A 17,835-nucleotide genomic window follows, 5' to 3' on the forward strand; every position below is an offset into this window, starting at 1 on the left:
GGATGAGGTCGGCTTCTCGCTGAAAGGCGTGCGAAGGCGAACGTGGTCACCCAGGGGCGTTACGCCCTTGGTGGGGCTCAGAGCGAACTGGGAGAAGCTCTCCACGATAGGCGCTATCACCTCGGACGGACGCTTCTTCCAGCACACCAAATCCGGGGCGATTCGCAGTGCGGACGTCACCCGGTTCTTTCAGCATCTGCTGCGCCAGGTTCAGGGGAACGTCGTCGTGGTGCTGGATAACGCGAGAACGCATCACGCAAAATCGACTCAGGCGTTCGTGGCAAGCCACGAACGCCTCTCCCTGGTCTTCCTCCCACCCTACGCACCAGAACTGAATCCCATCGAACTGGTGTGGGCGTACGTCAAGCGAAATGTGCTGGGCAATTTCTGTGCTCATTCAGTCTCAGCCCTCAAAGAAAAGCTACATCGAGCTTGGCAACGAGTTCGCTATGTTCAACTGCCCCTCCATCTTATGAACTCAAATCTACGCCGTTATCAATAAAGTGTGTCTGAAAAGTCCAGATCAGGGCTTGAGTCGTGCCCCGACTTCCCCTGGTTCCGACTTCCTCAACAGACCTCATGGAGAAAGAAATCCCTCAGGGATGGATTTCGAGGCGGAGCTACTTGAGATCAATCATTGGTGGCTGCTTGGCAGTACCCAGGACACCCCACTTTTCAGACACACTTTAGGTCAAACAACGATTCTTGAAATGCGCCAGGGTATTCTCACGGCCACGACAGAGACGGATGCTGGGAAGACTGTCCAACTCCGTTATGAACGTGCCCGGCCAGAGTTGGGGTTACAACGTCGCTGAGGACTGGACAGGGGTCACTGAACAGCATCTGGCTCTATTCGCAGGCCACCCCATTCTTATCCCTATCCATCGCCTCGCGGTACCCAGGCTGCCCACACCGCACCAGGGCACAGCTTGTCCGGGGCAGAAGCATTGAGCGGCAATCCCACGCTGAACTCTGGCCAGTAGCAGGGCAGGGGAAGGTACCTGGTCAGGATAAAGCTAGAGCGGCTGCCAGCATTCCACATCTGTGCTTCCCAGCGAGGCGAGAGCTGAGTTCCGGAACCTGGGAAGCCGAGCCACCATCTCACCTGACCACCTGCCACAATGCCCTTATGACCTGGCTGGACTATCTGCGGGAGAATTCCAGAACACCGCGTTGGGTGGTGGGGCTGCTCCTCTTCCTGACGTTCTGCCGACCAGCCCCGCAAGCAGAGCAGCGCCTGGACCATCCCAGAGATGTAAAGGTCATCCTGCACTACCTCAACACCAACCAGGCCTGCCCCACCGAGCAGGTTAAGATAGGTGTGAGGAGCCAGATTCCCAGCTTCAATTTAAGTCTGGCTGAGGCGGAGACGAGGACCGTCACCATTCCCAACGTCAGCCTGAGAGAGAAGATACAGTTCAGCTTTGACTGCGCAGATGAGGTTAGGGCCCAAAAAAGCGACCCTGACTTTAAATGGCATACGGTGAGTTATCCAGTGCCTGTGGACCGCGATATGCCTTTAGAAGTCTGGTACAAAAGAAGTCCTGAGTCCGTTGAGTATGCTCTTGGTCCCTTTTATCAGCAATGAGTCGCCGCAAGAAGAAATACGCCACGGTTCGCCATCCAGTGACCGGAGAGCGGGTTCCCGCTCACCGCTACCTTGCTGAGCAACTGATAGGCCGTCCACTGCTTTCAGGCGAGGTGGTTCATCATCTGGACGGCGACTCGACCAATAACAGCGAAGATAATCTACTGGTTCTTCCTTCGCAGGCCTACCATGCTCACATTGAATGGGTGCTTAGGAGGGAAAAAGCAGGTCAGCCGATGCTTTTTCCTGAACTGCATGACGAGGTACGGGCCACTCGAAAAGGAACCCTTTTCGAGTTTGTGGTGGTTGGGGGCAGCAACGGGAATCAAAGCCACCGCCATAAAAGAGCTGTCCCACCGGTTGCACCGTTGAAAAATAGCTTTATCATCCCGCCTGGCTTTATTCTTCCGGGCATGACTTACAAACGTCTCAGTGAGCAGGTTCAGGAGCTTGTTAACCCACAGCGCAGTGATACGTTTATCAAGCGCTTCCGTGAAGCGGTGAGGACGGGTGAGGTCAAGGCCATCAACCTGCCCGGCGAACGCTTCACGATGCCCAAGCAGTACACCCGCCGTGGACAGAGTGGCACCTACCAGAAAGACACCAAAGAGATGCTCTTTGAAGTGACGCCTGAGTTTGAGGCCTGGTTCGAAGAGCAGAACAAGGACCTGGCGGTCTCCCGCCAGGGGGGTCAGGTCAAGGTCACTGAGGAAACCCTGGCTGCCGGTCTGGTGGATTTCGAGGCCCTGGCCCGTGAAACCCAGGAGAAGATGCAGGCCAGCTTCGAGAAGGGCCAGCAGCTGGGCAAGAGCCGTGGTGCGAAGAAGCCTGCCGCCAAACCCGCTGCGCGGAACCGTAAAAAGGCGTAAGGCAGCTGCACTGGAGCGTGGGGTGCAAAGCACCCCACGCTTCTCTCGTTAGCGACCAGACAGTGCCCGAACCTCACGGACAACCAAGAACAGACAGAGCAGGGCGAAGGCCCCATGTCCCAGCATGGGCCACACACTGTCCGCCTTATAGGCATTCTGCACAGCGGCCACGATGCCCAGACTGGCCACCAGGATAAGAAGGTAACTCATTGCTTTCATAGATTCTCCTGAATGTACTTGAGCAGGGCCTGTTCCACCACATCGCCCATGGTCAGGCCCTTCAGCGCCGCCACCGCACCTGCAGCCCGCTTCAACTCTGGGGTAATCCGTACATTCAACTGCTCGCGGGGAATTGCCACTACGTCAGGGTTGCCCAAAGGAGGCTCCCCAGGTCGGGGTCAGCCTGGCAGTCACTCACCAAGCAGCTCATCACCCGCCTGCTCCATCTCCGGGAGGTCAGACACTGTAGGCTCCGTCCCCTGCTCCTGGTGCTGGGTCAGCTTGGCTTTGGTCAGTCGGCCGCGCACCACTTCCACCGTATAGGTACCGTCCGCGAACAGGGAGCCAGAGATATCCTCTGGCAGTTGCAGGACTAGAACATGATGCTGCGGGTCATAGTTCACCTCGGTGTGGAACTTGCGGTGCTTTTGCTTGACCGCTTCAGGAGCGGCACTGGCACGGGCCTTGGCTGCGGAGCCGCCAAAGGCGGCTTTGCTGAAGAAAGCACCACGTCTCCGTCCCCCGTCTTTGAGCGAGACTTCTTCACCGATAGCCGGCAGCGCCACTTCCTTCTTGGTATCCAGAAACTTCTTCAGGGCGTTCCGTGGAGCCGCTTCCCCGTGGGTCAGCACCACCTTGCCCGGGTCATAGCGGTGAATCATCGCCAGCAGCCCGCCCTGATCTGCGTGGGCTGAGAGGTAGTAGCGCTGCACTTTTGAGTAAGCCGTGACTGGACTGAAGCCGTCCCCGGACGGGTCAGGCAATAGCACTTCTGCCCCGTTCTCCAGTTCTAGCAACCGGCGACCCGGTGCTTCCGCGTCCTGATACCCCACGATGAACAGGGCATTGCTCGGGTCGGGCAGCCACTCGCGGGCGTACAGCGGGCTGACCCCCGCGTGCAGCATTCCACTCGAAGAGATGACGATGGCCGGCCCCGCACTGCCGATGATGCTTTCGCGCTGCTCCTTGCTTTTCACCAGTCCCACCGTTCCTGTCAGGAACGGTGGCTGCCGGGAAGTCTCCGCGCGGTTTTGCAGGGCTTCGGGCAATAAGGGCAGCATCTCCTCGTAAGCCGTGGTCACGTCACGGGTCAGGCCGTCCAGGTAAACCGGCACGGAAGGAAGCTGCTTGCCCGTGATGGCACTTTGCAGAATCAGGGCAATGTCCTGCGCCCGGCCCAATGCGAACGAAGGAATCAGCACCTTGCCACCTTCGCTAAGCGTCTCCCCTGCCGCAGCCACGAAGCGGCGCACTTGCTCCTTGCGGGCGGGGAGCAGGGTATCGCCATAGGTACTCTCACTCACCACCGCGTCGACCGGGGTGACCTCGGTGGGCAGCCAGGCGGGCGGGGTGACATGGGTGCCGACGTTGTTGATGTCCGCTGTGTGAAAGACGGTGCCGGCGCTGGACTCTAAGAGCACACTGGCCCCACCCAGCAGGTGCCCTGCTGGGAACAGCGTGAACGCGAAGCCATGATCACCCACCCGCTGGAAGTAGTCCAGCGGAGTCAGGGCCTTCAAGGTCCGGTCCAGGTCGCGGACACTAAAAAGGGGCTGGCCCTGCCGCTGCCCGATCTTGAAGGTGTCGGCCAGCGTCAGGGCAGCCAGACGGGCAGTGGCTGAGGTGCAGTACACCCTGAGGTTAGGAAAGCGCCGCAGGACCACCGGCAGGGCAGCAGTGTGGTCTAGGTGAGCGTGGGTCAGGATGACAGCGTCGGGTGGACTGTCCTTGAGCAACTCCAGCTGTGGCAGGGCCGCGTCTCCCAGTTGCCCAGGACGCAGACCGGCATCAATCAGCAGGCGACCTTCGGTGAAGCGGTAGAGGTAGCAGCTGGCCCCCACCTCATCGGTGCCACCCAGGCCAGTAAAGGAAAACTGCGTCATGGGGGACAGCCTAACGGATGGGGGCTCCCCCTGGTTTCTGGCAGTGATGACTCAGCAAGGTTCAGTCGGCCATTCCTCGCTGACGGCGCTCACCCTACCCTAGCGCCCGCCGCACAGTCTCCGGCATCTGGGCTAGCCATCTCTCCACTTCCTCTTTTTCCTGTGGGGCCAGGCTGGCCACCCATTTGCGGCTGCTCAGCAAGTGGCCTACCTGAAAGGCTGGCTCTCGGTCAGTCCTCCCTATCGCCCGGAGACGCTGCACCTCGGCTTTCAGTTCTGCACGGCTGGCCCCAGTCTGAGCCTGCCGCAAGAGCCTGGCGTGTTCTGTGATGGGCGCGGTGACAATGACTCCAGCCAGGGTGTAGGGTAGGCCCTGACGCACAGCATCCAGAATCGTTTGCGGCCAATTCAGAATCCGGAGCTTGCTTTTGGCAAAATTGGTCCAGCTTTCTCCCAGAGCCGCGAAAAGGTCTTCGAGAATCTGGTGCTGCTCACCTCGCGGTTCACGAAGGAGTTGCATCAGCCTGGCCCGTGCTCCCTCGGGGGTGAGTCCCAGAACCTCGGCTACCAGTTCTAGCTTGGCGTCTACCTCATCCACCATGTTGAGGTCTTCGCGCTGTAGGTTTTCGATCAAGGCTACCTGCCGGGCTTCCTCATCAGTGATCTCTCGAACTACGACAGGCACTTCTACTACGTTAGCCAATTGTGCGGCACGCCAACGCCTTTCTCCAGCGACAATTTCATAGCCGTTCCCGTCACTGGCCATCCTGACCAGTAGAGGCTGTAAGATGCCGTGCTTTTCAATACTCTGAGCCAGTTCCAGCAGCTTTTCCTCGTTGAATTCACGCCGCGGCTGGGCTGGCCCAGGCCGCAGTTGATCTACTAGAGCGAAGATTTCAGAATCAGGCCTCCTGGTCAGCTCTGCCGAAGCACCAAGCAGCCCGCTCAGACCCTCATAATGGATAGGACTCTTCCTACGGCTCATGCCTGAATCTCCAGTCCGAGCGCCTGTGCCACTTCATCGGTCAATCTCTGGACATCCTGATAAACAGGACTGCTTGGTGCGTAGACACCAACTGGTTCGCCGGCGGAGTTGCTATCTAGCCATACGGCTTCCCGCTGAGGCATCGGCTCGCTCATAGGCGAGAGGTGCTGCCTTAGGACTTCCAAGACTTCCCGGTCATGGCTGCGCCGAGCGTCGTACAAGGTAGGAATATAGAGAGCGACAGTTAGGTCTCTACGTAGACGGCGGTATAGGCTGGTCGCCTTCTGTAAACCGGGCATCGCGTCCAGGCCTTTGGCCCGGGTAGGAATAGGCACTAGCAACCGGTCCGCTGCGCCAGCTCCCAGAATCGCCAGTTGACCGATGCTGGGTGGACTGTCCACCAGAACGACATCGTACTTTTGGGCAACGGGTTCTAACGCCTGTGCCAGAGCAAAGTGCGCTCCAGGTTGACCGAGCATCTGCGCCTCCGCAAGGGCCAGGTCAACCTGAGAGGGAATCAGATCAAGCCCAAAAACATGCAGCGGTTCTGGCAATGGGGTTCCTTCTACAGCCACATGAAACACCGTACGGTCCAGGCTCACGTTGCGAATACCTAGCCAGGAGGTCAAGTTGGCCTGTGGATCCAGATCAACCAGCAGCACCCGTTGACCTCGTTTAGACAGTTCATAGCCCACGTCACGAGTCACACTGGTTTTTCCGGCCCCGCCAGCATGGTTGAACACGGTCGCAGTAATCACATAGTCAGCCTAGCGCAGCTACTGTTCTGACTGGTCAGAACAAGACAGGGGGAAGGAGCCCTTACATTTAGGCAAAACTAAAGTTCTTGACATCAACTCTGCAGACAGGCTCTCGCTTAGTCCTTATCGGTTTACCATTAGATTCCGAAAAAAGACGATCCCGCGTAACACACCGTCCAGCACGGCAAAAACTCGTATGTTGCACGGCACACGGCAGCGGGGCGTGCTAGATCATCCGCGAACGCTCAGGGCATCGGCGGTGGGGCTAAGGCCAAGTTGTCAGGTCAGAGCTAAGCCGCTGGCGGCGGACCTCCGACACGATGGTTGCCTGCTAGCCTGAGCCGGTCGTATAGGCCCGCGCCGATCAGTTCCGACACCACGACGGCTGCCGCTTTCTTAGCTGGATAAGTCTTCAAGTCTTGAAAAACCCGTGCCAGGACGCCTGCAATGTCCTCGCTCACGTCCTGGCCCTGGTCGCGCAGGCGCAGCATTTGCCACAGCAGCCAGCACCAGAAACGCTGGTTCCCGGTGTCCCCAAAAGTGGCCGCCAGTTGGCGGGCGCACTCACTGACAGCGGCGCTGCGCTCGGCTTTCGGCAGCCCGATGAGGGCCGGCACCGCATAAACAGTGTCCAGGCCGCCGAAAAAGGCGAATGCATCAGTCAGTGTAACGCCAGGGGAATCGGGCAAAAACGGGGCTAACGCCCATGCCAACAAGGTTTTTTCACTCACTACTGCCCTTTCAGCTTCTTGTGACTGTTGCAACTGGAAAAGCTGGCCCTGGGACAGCATTTCCGCTTCGGCAGCTTTCCCGGCTTTGACCCGTTCCAGCTCGGCCCAGGCGGTGCGGCCCTTTCGGGCATCTGCATCGAGGTCACGCCAGCGCACGCCGATAAGGTCGTCATGGCGAACTTTGACGGGTTCACGAGTGCCCGCGAGAACTTCGTGCGGACGCAAGGACAGCGCCCAGACCTTGCCGGTCACGGCGGTCTGCCCGCGCAGGGTGCCGTAGTGGTCGCGCTGGTGCAGCACGCCTACCTTTTCCAGCGGGCGCAGGTTGCGCCAGACCGTCGAGCGGTTCACTTCCAAGTGGGCGGCGATGAGGTCGAGCGGCAAGTGGAAGCTGACCTGGGTCGCGTGCTGCTCGTGCAGTCCGCGCTGACGCAGGACCGTGAGGCCAATGCGAAACAGCAGCCGGTAAATCCGGCGGGCGGTGGCCGGGCACTCGGCGGTGTCCAGGCACTCGGTCAGGGTGTCCAGGGGGTTGAGCTGAAGACTACCGGCACTGACCATCGGTACAGGGACAGGTGGCGCGGCTACGTCGGCCACCTTGGGCAGGGGTAGAAGCGGCTCTGCCAACGTCTCAGTCCCTTTAAGAGCAGGCGGGATCATCGCTAAGAATTTCTTGGTCGTCGCTTCCGTTCGCTGCTGCTGGATCTCGGGGTCTATTGGGAACAGACCAGCCTGCCGCACACGAAGGGTCATAGACCGCTCCAGCAGGGCACATGGGCTACAGGGGAGAGACGAAGAAGGGGGACACGCGCTGAACGACCTGGACGGCACTCCACAGTCACTTGGGCTCCTACGCAGCTCGGCTGGTTGTTGACCAGCACACACAGCCCGCGTACACTGTGTGTAGAGACGCCCGCCGCTCTCTGACAGAACAGCAAGCTTAACTTGTTAAGGATTCCAATCCCCCTTCCGCATCGGTCGCCAAACTTCAGCGGTTGGGGGGTTCCCTATTGGTATCTCGCCAATTCGGGTTGAAGGAATTGTATCACCAGCCACGGAGGGGAGTGCAACTGTTTGCGGGGGCCACATAGATTGATGGTCAGTGTGCGAGGGTTTGAAATGCAACCGAACACGGGGCAGCCTGTATGAAAATCGGCTAAAGACGCATGGAGGGGAGGCTTCGGGCCCCCCCCTCCATGCGTCAGAGTACTTGGCGTGTTCTCAGAGCAAGGGTGCTTGGGCTTGGGAATCTTCTGGAGTCAGCTGTACGGGTTCAGCAGGCTGCAGCAAGGCGTCCGGATCCTGGCTTGACTTCTCACTGCGGACGCTGGCCTGCTTCGGGCGGCCCGTACGAGCTCCCCGATTGGCTGGGAAGTTGTTGTCATCTTCCTGCAGCACCATTGCCCCGATTCGGCGGATGCTCCACTGTTTGGTTTCCAGGGTGGCCCGCTCATGGAAGGCCAGCAGGGCGGCCCCTTTCAGGGCCGCCTTCTCCAACTGGGGAAGCAGCTCGCCCAGCTCGGTCATCAGTTCCTTCACTTCAGTGACATGCAGCCTGCGGGTCTCTCCCTCAGGGGTCGTCACTTCAAACACCTCGAAACGGTCAGGGGTTCTGGCTTGCTTTTTGGACACTCTCGGCATCTGTCTATAGTGGCGCGGTTAGGGAAATTTTGCCAGTGCGTGACGGGGCAGTGACCCGACTTCTAGTCTTTTTTCCACCACCAGATGGCCACCATGAAGATGGTGGCTGACAGCAATAGCATGGCATTCCCAATGGTCTGGAACTTTGACGGAAAAGCCAGGTGCAGCAAGGAGGTGAGCATCACTCCTGCAACCACTCCCAGCGATACTTGTGCCGGCAACAGCAGTCGCATCTTCTCAGCTTGATTCAGGGTTTCTCCCAGTCCTTTTTGCAGGGTCAAGCCCGCCTGCTGTTGCTGCCTGACTACGGTGTGTGTCGTCTGTGTGAGCTTCTCCAACTGGGCATTCATCTCCTTGGCTTCACTGACTTCCCACTCACGTTCTTCCAGCAACTTCTTCATGCGGATGACTTGGCTGCGCATCTCGGTGAATGACCCATCGAGCTGCTTCAGCAGCTCGGCATCAGCCTGCCGTTTCGCGGAAACTTGCTGTAAGGTAAGGTCGTAACTCGCCTCCGCTTCCTGCAATTTTTGAGCAAAACTAGCCTCCGCTTTTCGCAAAGAATGTTCCCACTTTTTATTCCAGAGTTGACGCTGATCTTCGCGTTCTTGTTCGGCCAAGAGGCGCTGTTCGGCCAGAAAATCTTGGAGGACAGCCCGCATTTCCTGACGAATTTCGAGCACCAATTCCGCGTGGTCGGCCGAGGTATGTTCAGGCGATTTGGTAACTGGACTTAAGCGTTCAAGTTCACCAGCTTCGGCCAGCTGTTCAAGGGCTTCTTGGAAGGTACTCAGGGGTGATTTTTCTTCGCGTTTTGCTCGCTGAAAGGCTTCGACCAGCAGCCTATCCAGCTCCGCATTAATCAGCCGACCCTGGGTGGCATCGGGCTTCAGTTCAAGGTCATATTCTCGCTCCAGATACACCAGCATTTGCCGTAAGGTCTCGACATTTCCTAGGCCCCGCTGGGCCTGCCAGCGACCAGGGGTCAACGGGGACTGAATTTTGTCGGCAGCGGAATCCATGCTTTAGCTTATGCTGATGGAGGGGTTGGAGGCAAGGTGGTTGGGAGGGGTTTATAAAAGAAAGTCGGATATGTACTGGGCAGGTACAATTGGCCTTTTTGCTTTGCTATTCTTCATTTGACTACGAAGAGTCCCTTTCGGTTACGTGAGGAGCCGCAGTCAAACACCGGGGTGAGAGCCGGTGGAGAGTCCAGTCATCAGGCTGGAAAGCCGTGTGCGTTTAAGAGATGCCTGCACGGTTTGGGCCGGGGGCTGCCCTCAGGGGTGGGTCTATCGGCATGAAGAAAAAGAAGTCGGTGGTCGCATGGCTGAAAGCCATGCTTGGAGTGAACAGTAAAGCTGAACTGGGGCTTCGTTGAGGTTCAGGTTGAGGCTTGGAGAGATGTCACAGCTGTTGGAGTTGAGTCGTAAAGAGTAGAGAAGAGCCGTCCGCCATGTACTAAGGTTTGGAAGTTGGAATGAAGAAGAACCACGTTCAGATTCATCAGCCAACCGCTGCCAGCTCTGGCAGTTGCTCTGAAGGTCGAGAAGGTCGGCGTCCCCGCATAGGATGATGGCCCCTAAGGGACCGGATGAGAGACATAGGGTGAGCCAGCTAGGAACTGGCAAAGAGATGCAGAAGCTGAGGGGAAGAACAGATTTGGCTGCAGGTGGGGGGGCTTTCCGGCTTTCACCTCACATCAAGAGCGCACAGATTAGTGATGCAGCCCGTACGCTACGTATGGATACTGAACCTCGGGGGAGTCTCCAAAAAAGGGCTACGCGACAAAACGTGGTCACCCTCCCTGTCTATGAAGACAACCTTGGAAGCATGGGATCGTTTTACGCATCGATGGATACGCCTTCTGGGGATATCTGTAGGTGTCGGCCTGCCACTGTCATTAGGTGGTCGGGAACTTCAGGGGTGCGAAAAAACCTGGATGTTTTGCTGAATAACACACCGGGAAACTGGCGTGGAGAAAGCACCGGAAAGTAGAGCGACAGAGGCACCGTAGTAGTCGGGATAGTTGTGTAACTGTTCAGATGAAGGGGGCCAGGCAAGTGATTGGAACTCAGTGGTGACTATACGTGACCTGCACCAGGAGGATTTCTCACCCTCCGATGACGCAGCGACCGAATGACTCTTCGTGGTCACCCTTTTTTTATTGAGGCCGATTTTTGGAAGTCACAACAGGAGAACCTTTTTTGTATGCCCATCTGGACCCGCTACCGCTACCGCGTCGAGGACTACTGGCCCCTGATTCTGGTGCTGCGTCAGTCCAACAAGTACACCCACGGTGTACTTGTTCCGCTCAGCCAGGAACAGGAACGTGACCCAGAACGGAGGAAAAGCAAAGGACAGCGAAGGATGGAGCAGGAACGCTGGCTGACTTCAATGGAGCTGGAAGACCGAGCACTGGACGGATACCTGCAAGGGTTGACGCTCGCGGAGCTGACCGAGGAAGAAAGGGCCGAGTGGCAGCGGAAGAACTTCCGTTTTCAGCCAGACGAGGCTTCACCGGATGTCCTGGCGCATCGGGAGCAGGGGCCAACAGCGGTCAAAGGCAGTCGGGTCATCCCGGTGCCGGAAGGGTGGGTGATTCTGGGGAGGAAGGCCAAGTACCGGGGCCTGCCAGAGCTAAAAGATCTGCGGTGCTCGGCCAGCATCCGGCTGCTGCCGTTCATCATTCGCTGGCGGCCCGAGTTCAGTGACCAGAAGCTGGGCCGGGCTGAAGCAAAACCTGGAAGGCCAGACCAAACCCTCGCTGAGGGACGGCTTTCCTTGCAGGTCAACCGCGACTTCGTGCGGCTCAAGCTGAAGATTATCCACGAGATGACCAGCAAGAAGCACTTCTACGAGCGTTCCCCTGCGGGAACGCTGGCCGCCTGGAAGAAGGAAGCCGAGCTGATTAAAGGGGTCAATGCGGTGACCAGGGAATTGATTGCCCTTAAACGGTGGGCCTTCGTGGAGTCGGACACCTACAGCGCTTACGACACCGAAGTCCGCAAAAGGGTGAGGCTGTGGCTTACCAGCGTGCGCCACCGTAAGGCAAAAGAGGCGCAGCGGGTGGTGGAGAAATACGTCGTGCCCTGGCGATACAACCCGGAGAAGATTCCATCAAAGTTGAAACAGGCACAGCAGGAGGCGATAGCAGGGGAGTAATCGCCGTTTGAGGCGCTTCTGTCTCTTGAGAACAACAGTAGTCTGCATTGATCAGTAGGTGTTGATCTGCGTACAGCACGTTGAGCAAGCCACTTCATGGTAGTGGTACGGAAAATCCTTCAAGCCACGTTCGAAGATTCCGTAGTGGAGTGCTCCCCTAAAACTGGACAAATCTAAATAGAGGATTCGGCCAAGTCCCCGCCTGCCTTGTGGCAGGCTGAAAGCGAGCCATCCCTATGAAGAAAAAGTTCACCGACGACCAGATTATTGCCATCTTGAAAGAAGCCCAGCAGGGCGAGCTATCCACCGAAGAGGTGTGCCGCAAGCATGGATGCAGCACTGCTTCCTTTTACAGCTGGAAGAAGAAATTTGGTGACACGTCCAGTGACCAGGCTAAACTCCTTCGCCGTCTTCAACGAGAAAACGAGCGCCTCCTGCGACTCGTGGGCCAGCAACAGTTTGAGCTGGAAGCCATGAAGGATGTCCTGGCAAAAAAGCGGTAACCACGGGTCAGAGACGTGAAGCTGCCCAGCAGCTTCACAGTAAGGGACTGACCCAGAAACGGGCCTGCGAACTGGCGAGCTTGCCTCCTTCCAGCTTCTACTACCAACCACGAACACCTGATGTCGCCAAGCTCACGGCCCGCATTCGTGAACTGGCCCTGGAGCATCCGGCCCGTGGTTACCGCTTTATCCACAAACTGCTCTGTCGTGAAGGCTGGCAGGTAGGCCGCAAACGTGTGCACCGCATCTGGCAACACGAACATCTGACTCAGAAAGGCAAACCATCCAAGAAAATTCGTACAGGACAGCAGGTTCCGCAAACAGCTACTTGCCCAAACGAGGTTTGGGCCTACGATTTCGTCCATGAGCGTCTGGAGGATGGCAGCGCCATCCGCATCCTGACCGTCAAAGACGAGTTCACTCGTCGCTGTCTGGCTCTGCGTGCAGACCACAGCTTCACAGCTCAGAAGGTACGGCAGACCCTGGAGGAACTGATGACCCTGCACGGCCCACCAGCGTTTGTACGGAGCGACAACGGACCTGAATTTATCGCCCATGACCTGACTCTCTGGTTGGCTGGACAGGACATCCAAACCCGTTACATCGAACCTGGTAAACCCTGGCAGAACGGATTCGCTGAATCATTTCACTCGCGGCTGCGAGTGGAATGCCTGAATAGGGAGGCCTTCTTCTCCGTCAGGCACGCACAAGTCATCCTTGACGACTGGAGGCGCTTCTATAACCATGAAAGACCCCACTCATCCCTGGACTATCTGACTCCGGAAGAATTCCTGGCTAAATATCAGGAAGCAATGCCCAGCACGGTATACTCCCCCTGAGCTGGGCCTCTATTTAGATTTGTCCAAACAAAGGGGGCTGCCCAGTCACCCCTCTATACCCAACAGCTACTTAGATGCCGACTCACGCCGTTATCGATAAACAGCGTTTCTTATTTTTCTAATAAAAGATAGATGTTCTTGATGGTCTTTACGTCATAATTGCAGTATGAAGAACAACAGATTAAAAAACTTCTTGGGCCCAGCTTTCTTGATAATTTCACTTTCAACCGCACAAGCTGTTGATATGAAGAATATGGAAATTTTAAAAGACTTCGGTGAGGTTAAAAATGGTACTTGTCAAGGTCAAGCAGTACCAATAGGTTATAGAGTGTTACACTATGATTTTGTAGAATCAAGTGCAACTTTAAAAGATGCAGTCTCAAAAATGGATTTGAGTTATATGAGTATGCTTGGAATGGAATACATATCTAAGAAGACTTTAAACAACTATACGGTATTGACGTATAAGTCAAGTGGATATAAAAATAGATATTATACATTTTCTATTAAAAACATAAAGACAGGTACGCTCATTTGCTCAGTAGTTTACCAATAACAAAGGTGCTCAATTAATTGAGCACCTTTGTTATTGGTAAACTAGCAAACTGTCCAACTGCCTACTCGTCTGGTCGTTGAATCGCCGTACTGGCTGGGCTGCTTCTCATTATGGTAAGCCCCAGTAGCTACCTTGCGTCCATCAGAGTAATAGTTGAACTGTTCAAACCTAATCCATCTAGTGATAGTTTGGGTTTCGAAGGCAGCACAGGCGTATTTAGTAGCGGAGTAGGAACCACCAACGCCTACCTTAACTGATCCGCCACCAGAAACTCTGATTAGTCGAATTGAGCCGTCAGCGCTAATAGAGAAGTTATATTCTCCCGCCGCATTCACCGTTACTGTTTGTGGGCCCACACGTCTCGTCTGATTAGGAGAGACCGTGTTTGTCGTAAAACTTTTAACGGCTTCGTACTGTGTTTTTACAACCGTGGCTTGAGATGTGAGTCCTGACTGATCAATAGTTGCATCATAAAGAACGGGCGATGTAAATCTTTCAGGAACTTGGACCTTAGAAAGATCCATATCGTATTCTAGAGTCTCAACTTTCTCTTCGTCGCCTTCCTTAATAAGTACAGGTTCCAAAGAGGGAGTAGTCACTCTTATGCCAGGCTCATCTTGTAAAACTATTTCAGTTTTAGAAGTTGCTGTCGAGTTCTCGACGCTGACGCTAGAAGAATGTGGGGGTAAAGCTCCTCCACATGAAGCAAGTGCTGCTGCCAAACAGAATAAGCCAATCACCTTTTTCATATTGCTCACCTCATTCAAAGAATTGCCCCAAACTTCCTAAGAAAAGTGAGAAGATGAATATATAGTTCAACTGGTGGCAGATGACAATGTTCGACTCAGAGCGTGTCAGCAATCCCATCCAAATCTAGGCAGCCAATTTTTGTAGAGACAGAATAGCGAAGGCCAGCCAGTGAAAGCCAAGCAAGGTAGAAGGCAACCGCTCCAAATCACGTCCCAAGCGGCGGAAACGGGCGGCCCAAGCAAAATTTCGTTCTACGATCCAGCGCTTAGGAAGCAGGACAAATCCCGATGCTCCAGCTGGTCGTTTCACAACGACCAACTCAATATCCAGCAGTGCAGCGTCAATCTCTGCCTGTTCCCCGGTGTAGCCACCATCTGCCAGCACGACATCAACACGGTCACCAGTGACAGCCTGAATCTGGTGACATAGATCGTAGACCTGTTCGCGGTCTTGTTCATCTGCGGAGGTGACCAGCAAAGCGATGACATGGCCCAAGGTATCCACAGCCGCATGTACCTTGCTGCCCTTCCGCTTTTTCGCGCCGTCATAGCCTGATCGGTGACCACTTTCAGGCGTACTTTGCAGGGTTCGACTGTCAATGGGGTTGACTCGATTTTGAGTCGCTCAGGTTAAGCAGCTGTAGCTTGGCACTCGGCTTCCAGGGGAGTCAAGTACCCCAGGCTCGAGTGCCGCCGTTTGCGGTTGTAGTACACCTCCATATACTCAAAAATCGCCTTCCTGGCCTCCTCATGGCTGCGATATACGCAGCCATCTACCAGTTCACGCTTTATGGTCTCAAAAAAGCTTTCAACCACGGCGTTATCCCAACAATCCTCCTTTCGACTCATGCTGCACCGCATTTCATGTTTCCGAAGCGCGGTTTGAAACATCTGGCTGGCGTACTGGCTTCCCCGGTCGCTGTGGTGAATGAGACCCGCAGGCGGGTTCCGCCTGCTCACTGCCATGCTCAGCGCATTTGACGGCAATTCTACGGTCATAGTGCTGTCCATCGACCAGCCCACAATCGTTCTGGCAAATAAATCCATCGTCACGGCCAGGTACAGCCAACCTTCTTTTGTGGGGATGTAGGTGATGTCGCTGGCCCAGGTGGAATTCGGGGTCTTGGGCGTAAAATTTCTGTCCAGCAGGTTTGGAGCCACTGGAAGAACATGCTTGCTGTCCGTGGTTTTGACGAACTTGCGACGGGTTTTACCGTAAAGGCCAAGGTCACGCATCAGTCGAGCAATTCGCCTGACACTGTGGTGATGACCCCTGGCTGCCAGTTCAGCTTGAATCCGGGGCGCTCCATAGCGCCCTTTATGCTGATGGTGGATATCCTCAATAAGCAGCTTGAGACGCTCATCCTCCGTTTTTCTCGTTGACAATGGCCTTCTTTGCCAGTTTCTGAAGCCGTTGGGGGTCACCTGCAGCACTCGACACATAACGTCGAGGCGAAACTCACCAAGGTGTGCAGCGATGAACGCAAACCTCAGAGATTTTCTTTGGCAAAGAAGGCAGCTGCTTTTTTTAAGATTTCACGCTCCTGACGCAAAATCTCGTTCTCCTTGCGGAGCCGTTGGATTTCCTGCTCCTGTGGGGTCAGGGTCACCCGACCCTGACCAGGAAATGCGGCTATTCCAGCCTTCTGAGCCTGGAGTCTCCAGCGGTAGAGTACAGAGGTGCTGATTCCGAGGTCGCGTGCAGCCCGACTAGGGCCAACATCCTCACGTGCGGCCAGTTCAAGGGCCTGGCGTTTGAATTCGGCGGTGTAGGTCTTTCTGGTCGTCATGGTCTTGCCTCCTATGGTGAGGCTTAACTGCACCGACTCAAAACTGGACTAACCCCATATTGATAACGGCATAGTTCCGCACTGATAAGTTAGAGGCGTGTCCCGTTGGCAACCTACCCGCTATTCGCGGGCACAACTTCTCGCAGGTATTCATACACAGTCTTCCGACTGACCCCGAACCGCTGGGCCAGCTCTGGCTTCTTCACGCCCTGGGCGGCCAGCTCCCTTAGCTCTGTTACCTGGCTGGCGGTGAGCTTGGGCTTCCTGCCTTTGTAGACCCCTCGCTTCTTCGCCTGGGCGATCCCCTCGGCCTGACGCTCGCGGATGAGGTCGCGTTCGAACTGAGCAAAGGCTCCCATGATGCTGAACAGCAAAGTGGACATCGAGTCCTGCCCTCCGGGTTTGAAGGTCATGTTCTCTTTGACGAAGTGAACGGTGATGCCCTTCTCCGTGAGCTGTCCGACCAGGCCTTGCAAATCCAGGAGGTTTCTGCCAAGGCGGTCCAGGGAGTGAATGGTGACCGTATCCCCCTCACGGACATACTCCAGCAAAGCCTGAAGCTGTGGCCGCTGCGTGTCTTTGCCGGAAGCTTTGTCGGTGAAGATCTTGTCGAAGGTCAGGCCGTCCAGCTGGCGCACTTCGTTCTGGCCATAGCTGCTGACGCGCTTGTATCCGATGGTGGAGGGCATACCCTGAGTCTGTCACTTTAGAGTGACTCTATTCTCTATCTACCCTCCTTGTTTAGCCTATACTAAACAGATGCCGTTCGTTCTCTACCAGCGTCCCCATGCTCAGCGAGCGGCCATTTTGGATGACCTTTTGGAGCTGGTGGCCGCTGGTCAGCAAGAAGCCGTCAACACTGCCATCAGAATGCTGACCGACCTCTACCTGCAAGGCCATCAGAGCAGTTACGCCAAGAAATTGCAGAGCTTGCCCATCTGGGAACTGAAGTCGCATTCCAGAGGAGGAAGCAAGGGGGGCACCAGGATTTACTTCTACTTCCGCACCAACGGTGACGCAGTCATCATCAACGCTGAAGTGAAGGCTGGGGACACGCCGAGCGCGTCCCTCCTCAAGGAAGCCACTTTGGTCGCCATGACCGACCAGGAAAGGAAGTAGCCCATGAAAACAGCACAGGAATGGCAACAGCACCTTGGTTTGGATGAACTTCCGGACGATGACTTCGTGACGGCCTTGAATAGCCTGGAAGGACAGGACGCTGTGGATGGTGGTGGCCTGGAGGATCAGGGTCTGGTGGCCGCGCAGACCTCACCAGCGGAGCTGGTGAGTGCTCTGGTGGTGGAAAGTGCCGGTGAAGCTTTCAAAGCGGTCAGACAGGAGCAGGGATTGACCGTACGTCAGGCGGCCGAGAGCTGGGGTGTTTCTCCAGGGCGCATTTCTCAGATGGAATCTCCGGAAGCCAACCTCTACATGAGCACGGTGGGGAGTGCAGCTCTACGCATGGGTTACCGGGCCAAGCTGGTGCTGGAGCCACTGGATGGTGGTCAACCTATCGAAGCTTCACTGGGTCAGTAGTCATTTGACGATTCAGATGGTCA

Annotated in this window: 20 protein-coding genes and 3 pseudogenes; 10 read left to right on the plus strand and 13 right to left on the minus strand. The window is 56.0% G+C overall.

Annotated elements, in window-relative coordinates:
- A partial coding sequence (locus IE158_RS10905) for an IS630 family transposase (RefSeq protein WP_189643740.1) occupies positions 1-502 on the plus strand: 502 nt, incomplete at its 5' end.
- 347 nt (positions 503-849) lie between these two features.
- On the opposite strand, the gene IE158_RS13775 is transcribed toward IE158_RS10905, so the two are convergent.
- Positions 850-948 carry an excalibur calcium-binding domain-containing protein gene (locus IE158_RS13775; protein WP_189643741.1) on the minus strand — a complete coding sequence of 33 codons (99 nt, stop codon included), beginning with the start codon at positions 946-948 and terminating at the stop codon, positions 850-852.
- Between the two features lie 181 nt (positions 949-1,129).
- On the opposite strand from IE158_RS13775, the gene IE158_RS10915 reads away from it, so the two are divergent.
- The 3 genes and pseudogenes from IE158_RS10915 (at position 1,130) to IE158_RS10925 (ending at position 2,457) form a co-directional block, all read left to right on the plus strand.
- Positions 1,130-1,588, plus strand: coding sequence for a hypothetical protein (locus IE158_RS10915; RefSeq protein WP_189643742.1), 459 nt, complete (start codon positions 1,130-1,132; stop codon positions 1,586-1,588).
- Positions 1,585-1,758: pseudogene (locus tag IE158_RS13625) on the plus strand (HNH endonuclease); the annotation flags it as partial. The gene IE158_RS10915 and the pseudogene IE158_RS13625, both read left to right, overlap by 4 nt.
- A 243-nt stretch (positions 1,759-2,001) precedes the next feature.
- Positions 2,002-2,457, plus strand: coding sequence for a hypothetical protein (locus IE158_RS10925; protein ID WP_189643768.1), 456 nt, complete (start codon positions 2,002-2,004; stop codon positions 2,455-2,457).
- A 48-nt stretch (positions 2,458-2,505) separates the two neighbouring features.
- On the opposite strand, the gene IE158_RS10930 is transcribed toward IE158_RS10925, so the two are convergent.
- The 8 genes from IE158_RS10930 to IE158_RS10965 all read right to left on the minus strand — a co-directional run bounded on the left by IE158_RS10930 (position 2,506) and on the right by IE158_RS10965 (position 9,696).
- Positions 2,506-2,676, minus strand: a complete 171-nt coding sequence (locus IE158_RS10930) for a hypothetical protein (protein WP_189643743.1) — start codon at positions 2,674-2,676, stop codon at positions 2,506-2,508.
- Positions 2,673-2,834, minus strand: a complete 162-nt coding sequence (locus IE158_RS10935) for a type II toxin-antitoxin system HicB family antitoxin (protein WP_189643744.1) — start codon at positions 2,832-2,834, stop codon at positions 2,673-2,675. The genes IE158_RS10930 and IE158_RS10935 overlap by 4 nt, the downstream gene beginning before the upstream one ends.
- A 33-nt stretch (positions 2,835-2,867) precedes the next feature.
- The gene (locus tag IE158_RS10940) at positions 2,868-4,559 is read right to left on the minus strand and encodes an MBL fold metallo-hydrolase (protein WP_189643745.1); all 1,692 of its coding nucleotides are present in this window, start codon (positions 4,557-4,559) and stop codon (positions 2,868-2,870) included.
- A 94-nt stretch (positions 4,560-4,653) separates the two neighbouring features.
- Positions 4,654-5,544, minus strand: a complete 891-nt coding sequence (locus IE158_RS10945; protein WP_189643746.1) for a ParB/RepB/Spo0J family partition protein — start codon at positions 5,542-5,544, stop codon at positions 4,654-4,656.
- Positions 5,541-6,302 carry a ParA family protein gene (locus IE158_RS10950; protein WP_189643747.1) on the minus strand — a complete coding sequence of 254 codons (762 nt, stop codon included), beginning with the start codon at positions 6,300-6,302 and terminating at the stop codon, positions 5,541-5,543. The genes IE158_RS10945 and IE158_RS10950 overlap by 4 nt, the downstream gene beginning before the upstream one ends.
- Positions 6,303-6,592: 290 nt before the next feature.
- A complete protein-coding gene (locus IE158_RS10955; RefSeq protein WP_189643748.1) occupies positions 6,593-7,786 on the minus strand; it encodes a hypothetical protein in 1,194 nt (397 codons plus the stop codon).
- Between the two features lie 468 nt (positions 7,787-8,254).
- On the minus strand, positions 8,255-8,665 hold the full coding sequence (locus IE158_RS10960; RefSeq protein ID WP_229839080.1) for a hypothetical protein: 411 nt from the start codon (positions 8,663-8,665) through the stop codon (positions 8,255-8,257).
- 71 nt (positions 8,666-8,736) lie between these two features.
- Positions 8,737-9,696 carry a hypothetical protein gene (locus tag IE158_RS10965; protein ID WP_189643750.1) on the minus strand — a complete coding sequence of 320 codons (960 nt, stop codon included), beginning with the start codon at positions 9,694-9,696 and terminating at the stop codon, positions 8,737-8,739.
- Between the two features lie 1,189 nt (positions 9,697-10,885).
- On the opposite strand from IE158_RS10965, the gene IE158_RS13630 reads away from it, so the two are divergent.
- The 4 genes and pseudogenes from IE158_RS13630 (at position 10,886) to IE158_RS10985 (ending at position 13,737) form a co-directional block, all read left to right on the plus strand.
- Positions 10,886-11,839, plus strand: a complete 954-nt coding sequence (locus IE158_RS13630) for a hypothetical protein (RefSeq protein ID WP_229839081.1) — start codon at positions 10,886-10,888, stop codon at positions 11,837-11,839.
- Positions 11,840-12,075: 236 nt separating this feature from the next.
- Positions 12,076-12,342, plus strand: a complete 267-nt coding sequence (tnpA, locus tag IE158_RS10975; protein ID WP_189643751.1) for an IS66 family insertion sequence element accessory protein TnpA — start codon at positions 12,076-12,078, stop codon at positions 12,340-12,342.
- A 20-nt stretch (positions 12,343-12,362) separates the two neighbouring features.
- Positions 12,363-13,181, plus strand: a pseudogene (locus tag IE158_RS10980) (IS3 family transposase); the annotation flags it as partial.
- Between the two features lie 166 nt (positions 13,182-13,347).
- Positions 13,348-13,737, plus strand: a complete 390-nt coding sequence (locus tag IE158_RS10985; RefSeq protein WP_189643752.1) for a hypothetical protein — start codon at positions 13,348-13,350, stop codon at positions 13,735-13,737.
- A gap of 41 nt (positions 13,738-13,778) precedes the next feature.
- On the opposite strand, the gene IE158_RS10990 is transcribed toward IE158_RS10985, so the two are convergent.
- The 4 genes and pseudogenes from IE158_RS10990 to IE158_RS11005 all read right to left on the minus strand — a co-directional run bounded on the left by IE158_RS10990 (position 13,779) and on the right by IE158_RS11005 (position 16,965).
- Complete coding sequence (locus IE158_RS10990) at positions 13,779-14,486, minus strand: hypothetical protein (protein ID WP_189643753.1); 708 nt, start codon at positions 14,484-14,486, stop codon at positions 13,779-13,781.
- A 124-nt stretch (positions 14,487-14,610) separates the two neighbouring features.
- Positions 14,611-15,087, minus strand: a pseudogene (locus tag IE158_RS10995) (transposase); the annotation flags it as partial.
- Between the two features lie 29 nt (positions 15,088-15,116).
- A protein-coding gene (locus IE158_RS11000) for an IS3 family transposase (RefSeq protein WP_373295842.1) occupies positions 15,117-16,276 on the minus strand; the annotation gives its coding sequence in 2 pieces (ribosomal slippage) (positions 15,117-16,003 and positions 16,003-16,276; 1,161 coding nt in all).
- 113 nt (positions 16,277-16,389) lie between these two features.
- The gene (locus tag IE158_RS11005) at positions 16,390-16,965 is read right to left on the minus strand and encodes a recombinase family protein (RefSeq protein WP_189643754.1); all 576 of its coding nucleotides are present in this window, start codon (positions 16,963-16,965) and stop codon (positions 16,390-16,392) included.
- A 70-nt stretch (positions 16,966-17,035) separates the two neighbouring features.
- Here IE158_RS11005 and IE158_RS11010 point away from each other — a divergent pair, with 70 nt between their 5' ends.
- Positions 17,036-17,395: a hypothetical protein gene (locus IE158_RS11010; RefSeq protein ID WP_189643755.1), complete on the plus strand. Its 360-nt coding sequence runs from the start codon at positions 17,036-17,038 to the stop codon at positions 17,393-17,395.
- Positions 17,396-17,398: 3 nt separating this feature from the next.
- A complete protein-coding gene (locus IE158_RS11015) occupies positions 17,399-17,812 on the plus strand; it encodes a helix-turn-helix domain-containing protein (protein WP_189643756.1) in 414 nt (137 codons plus the stop codon).
- Positions 17,813-17,835 lie beyond the last annotated feature (23 nt).

The sequence above is a fragment of the Deinococcus piscis genome (genome assembly GCF_014653275.1).
Classification (GTDB): domain Bacteria; phylum Deinococcota; class Deinococci; order Deinococcales; family Deinococcaceae; genus Deinococcus; species Deinococcus piscis.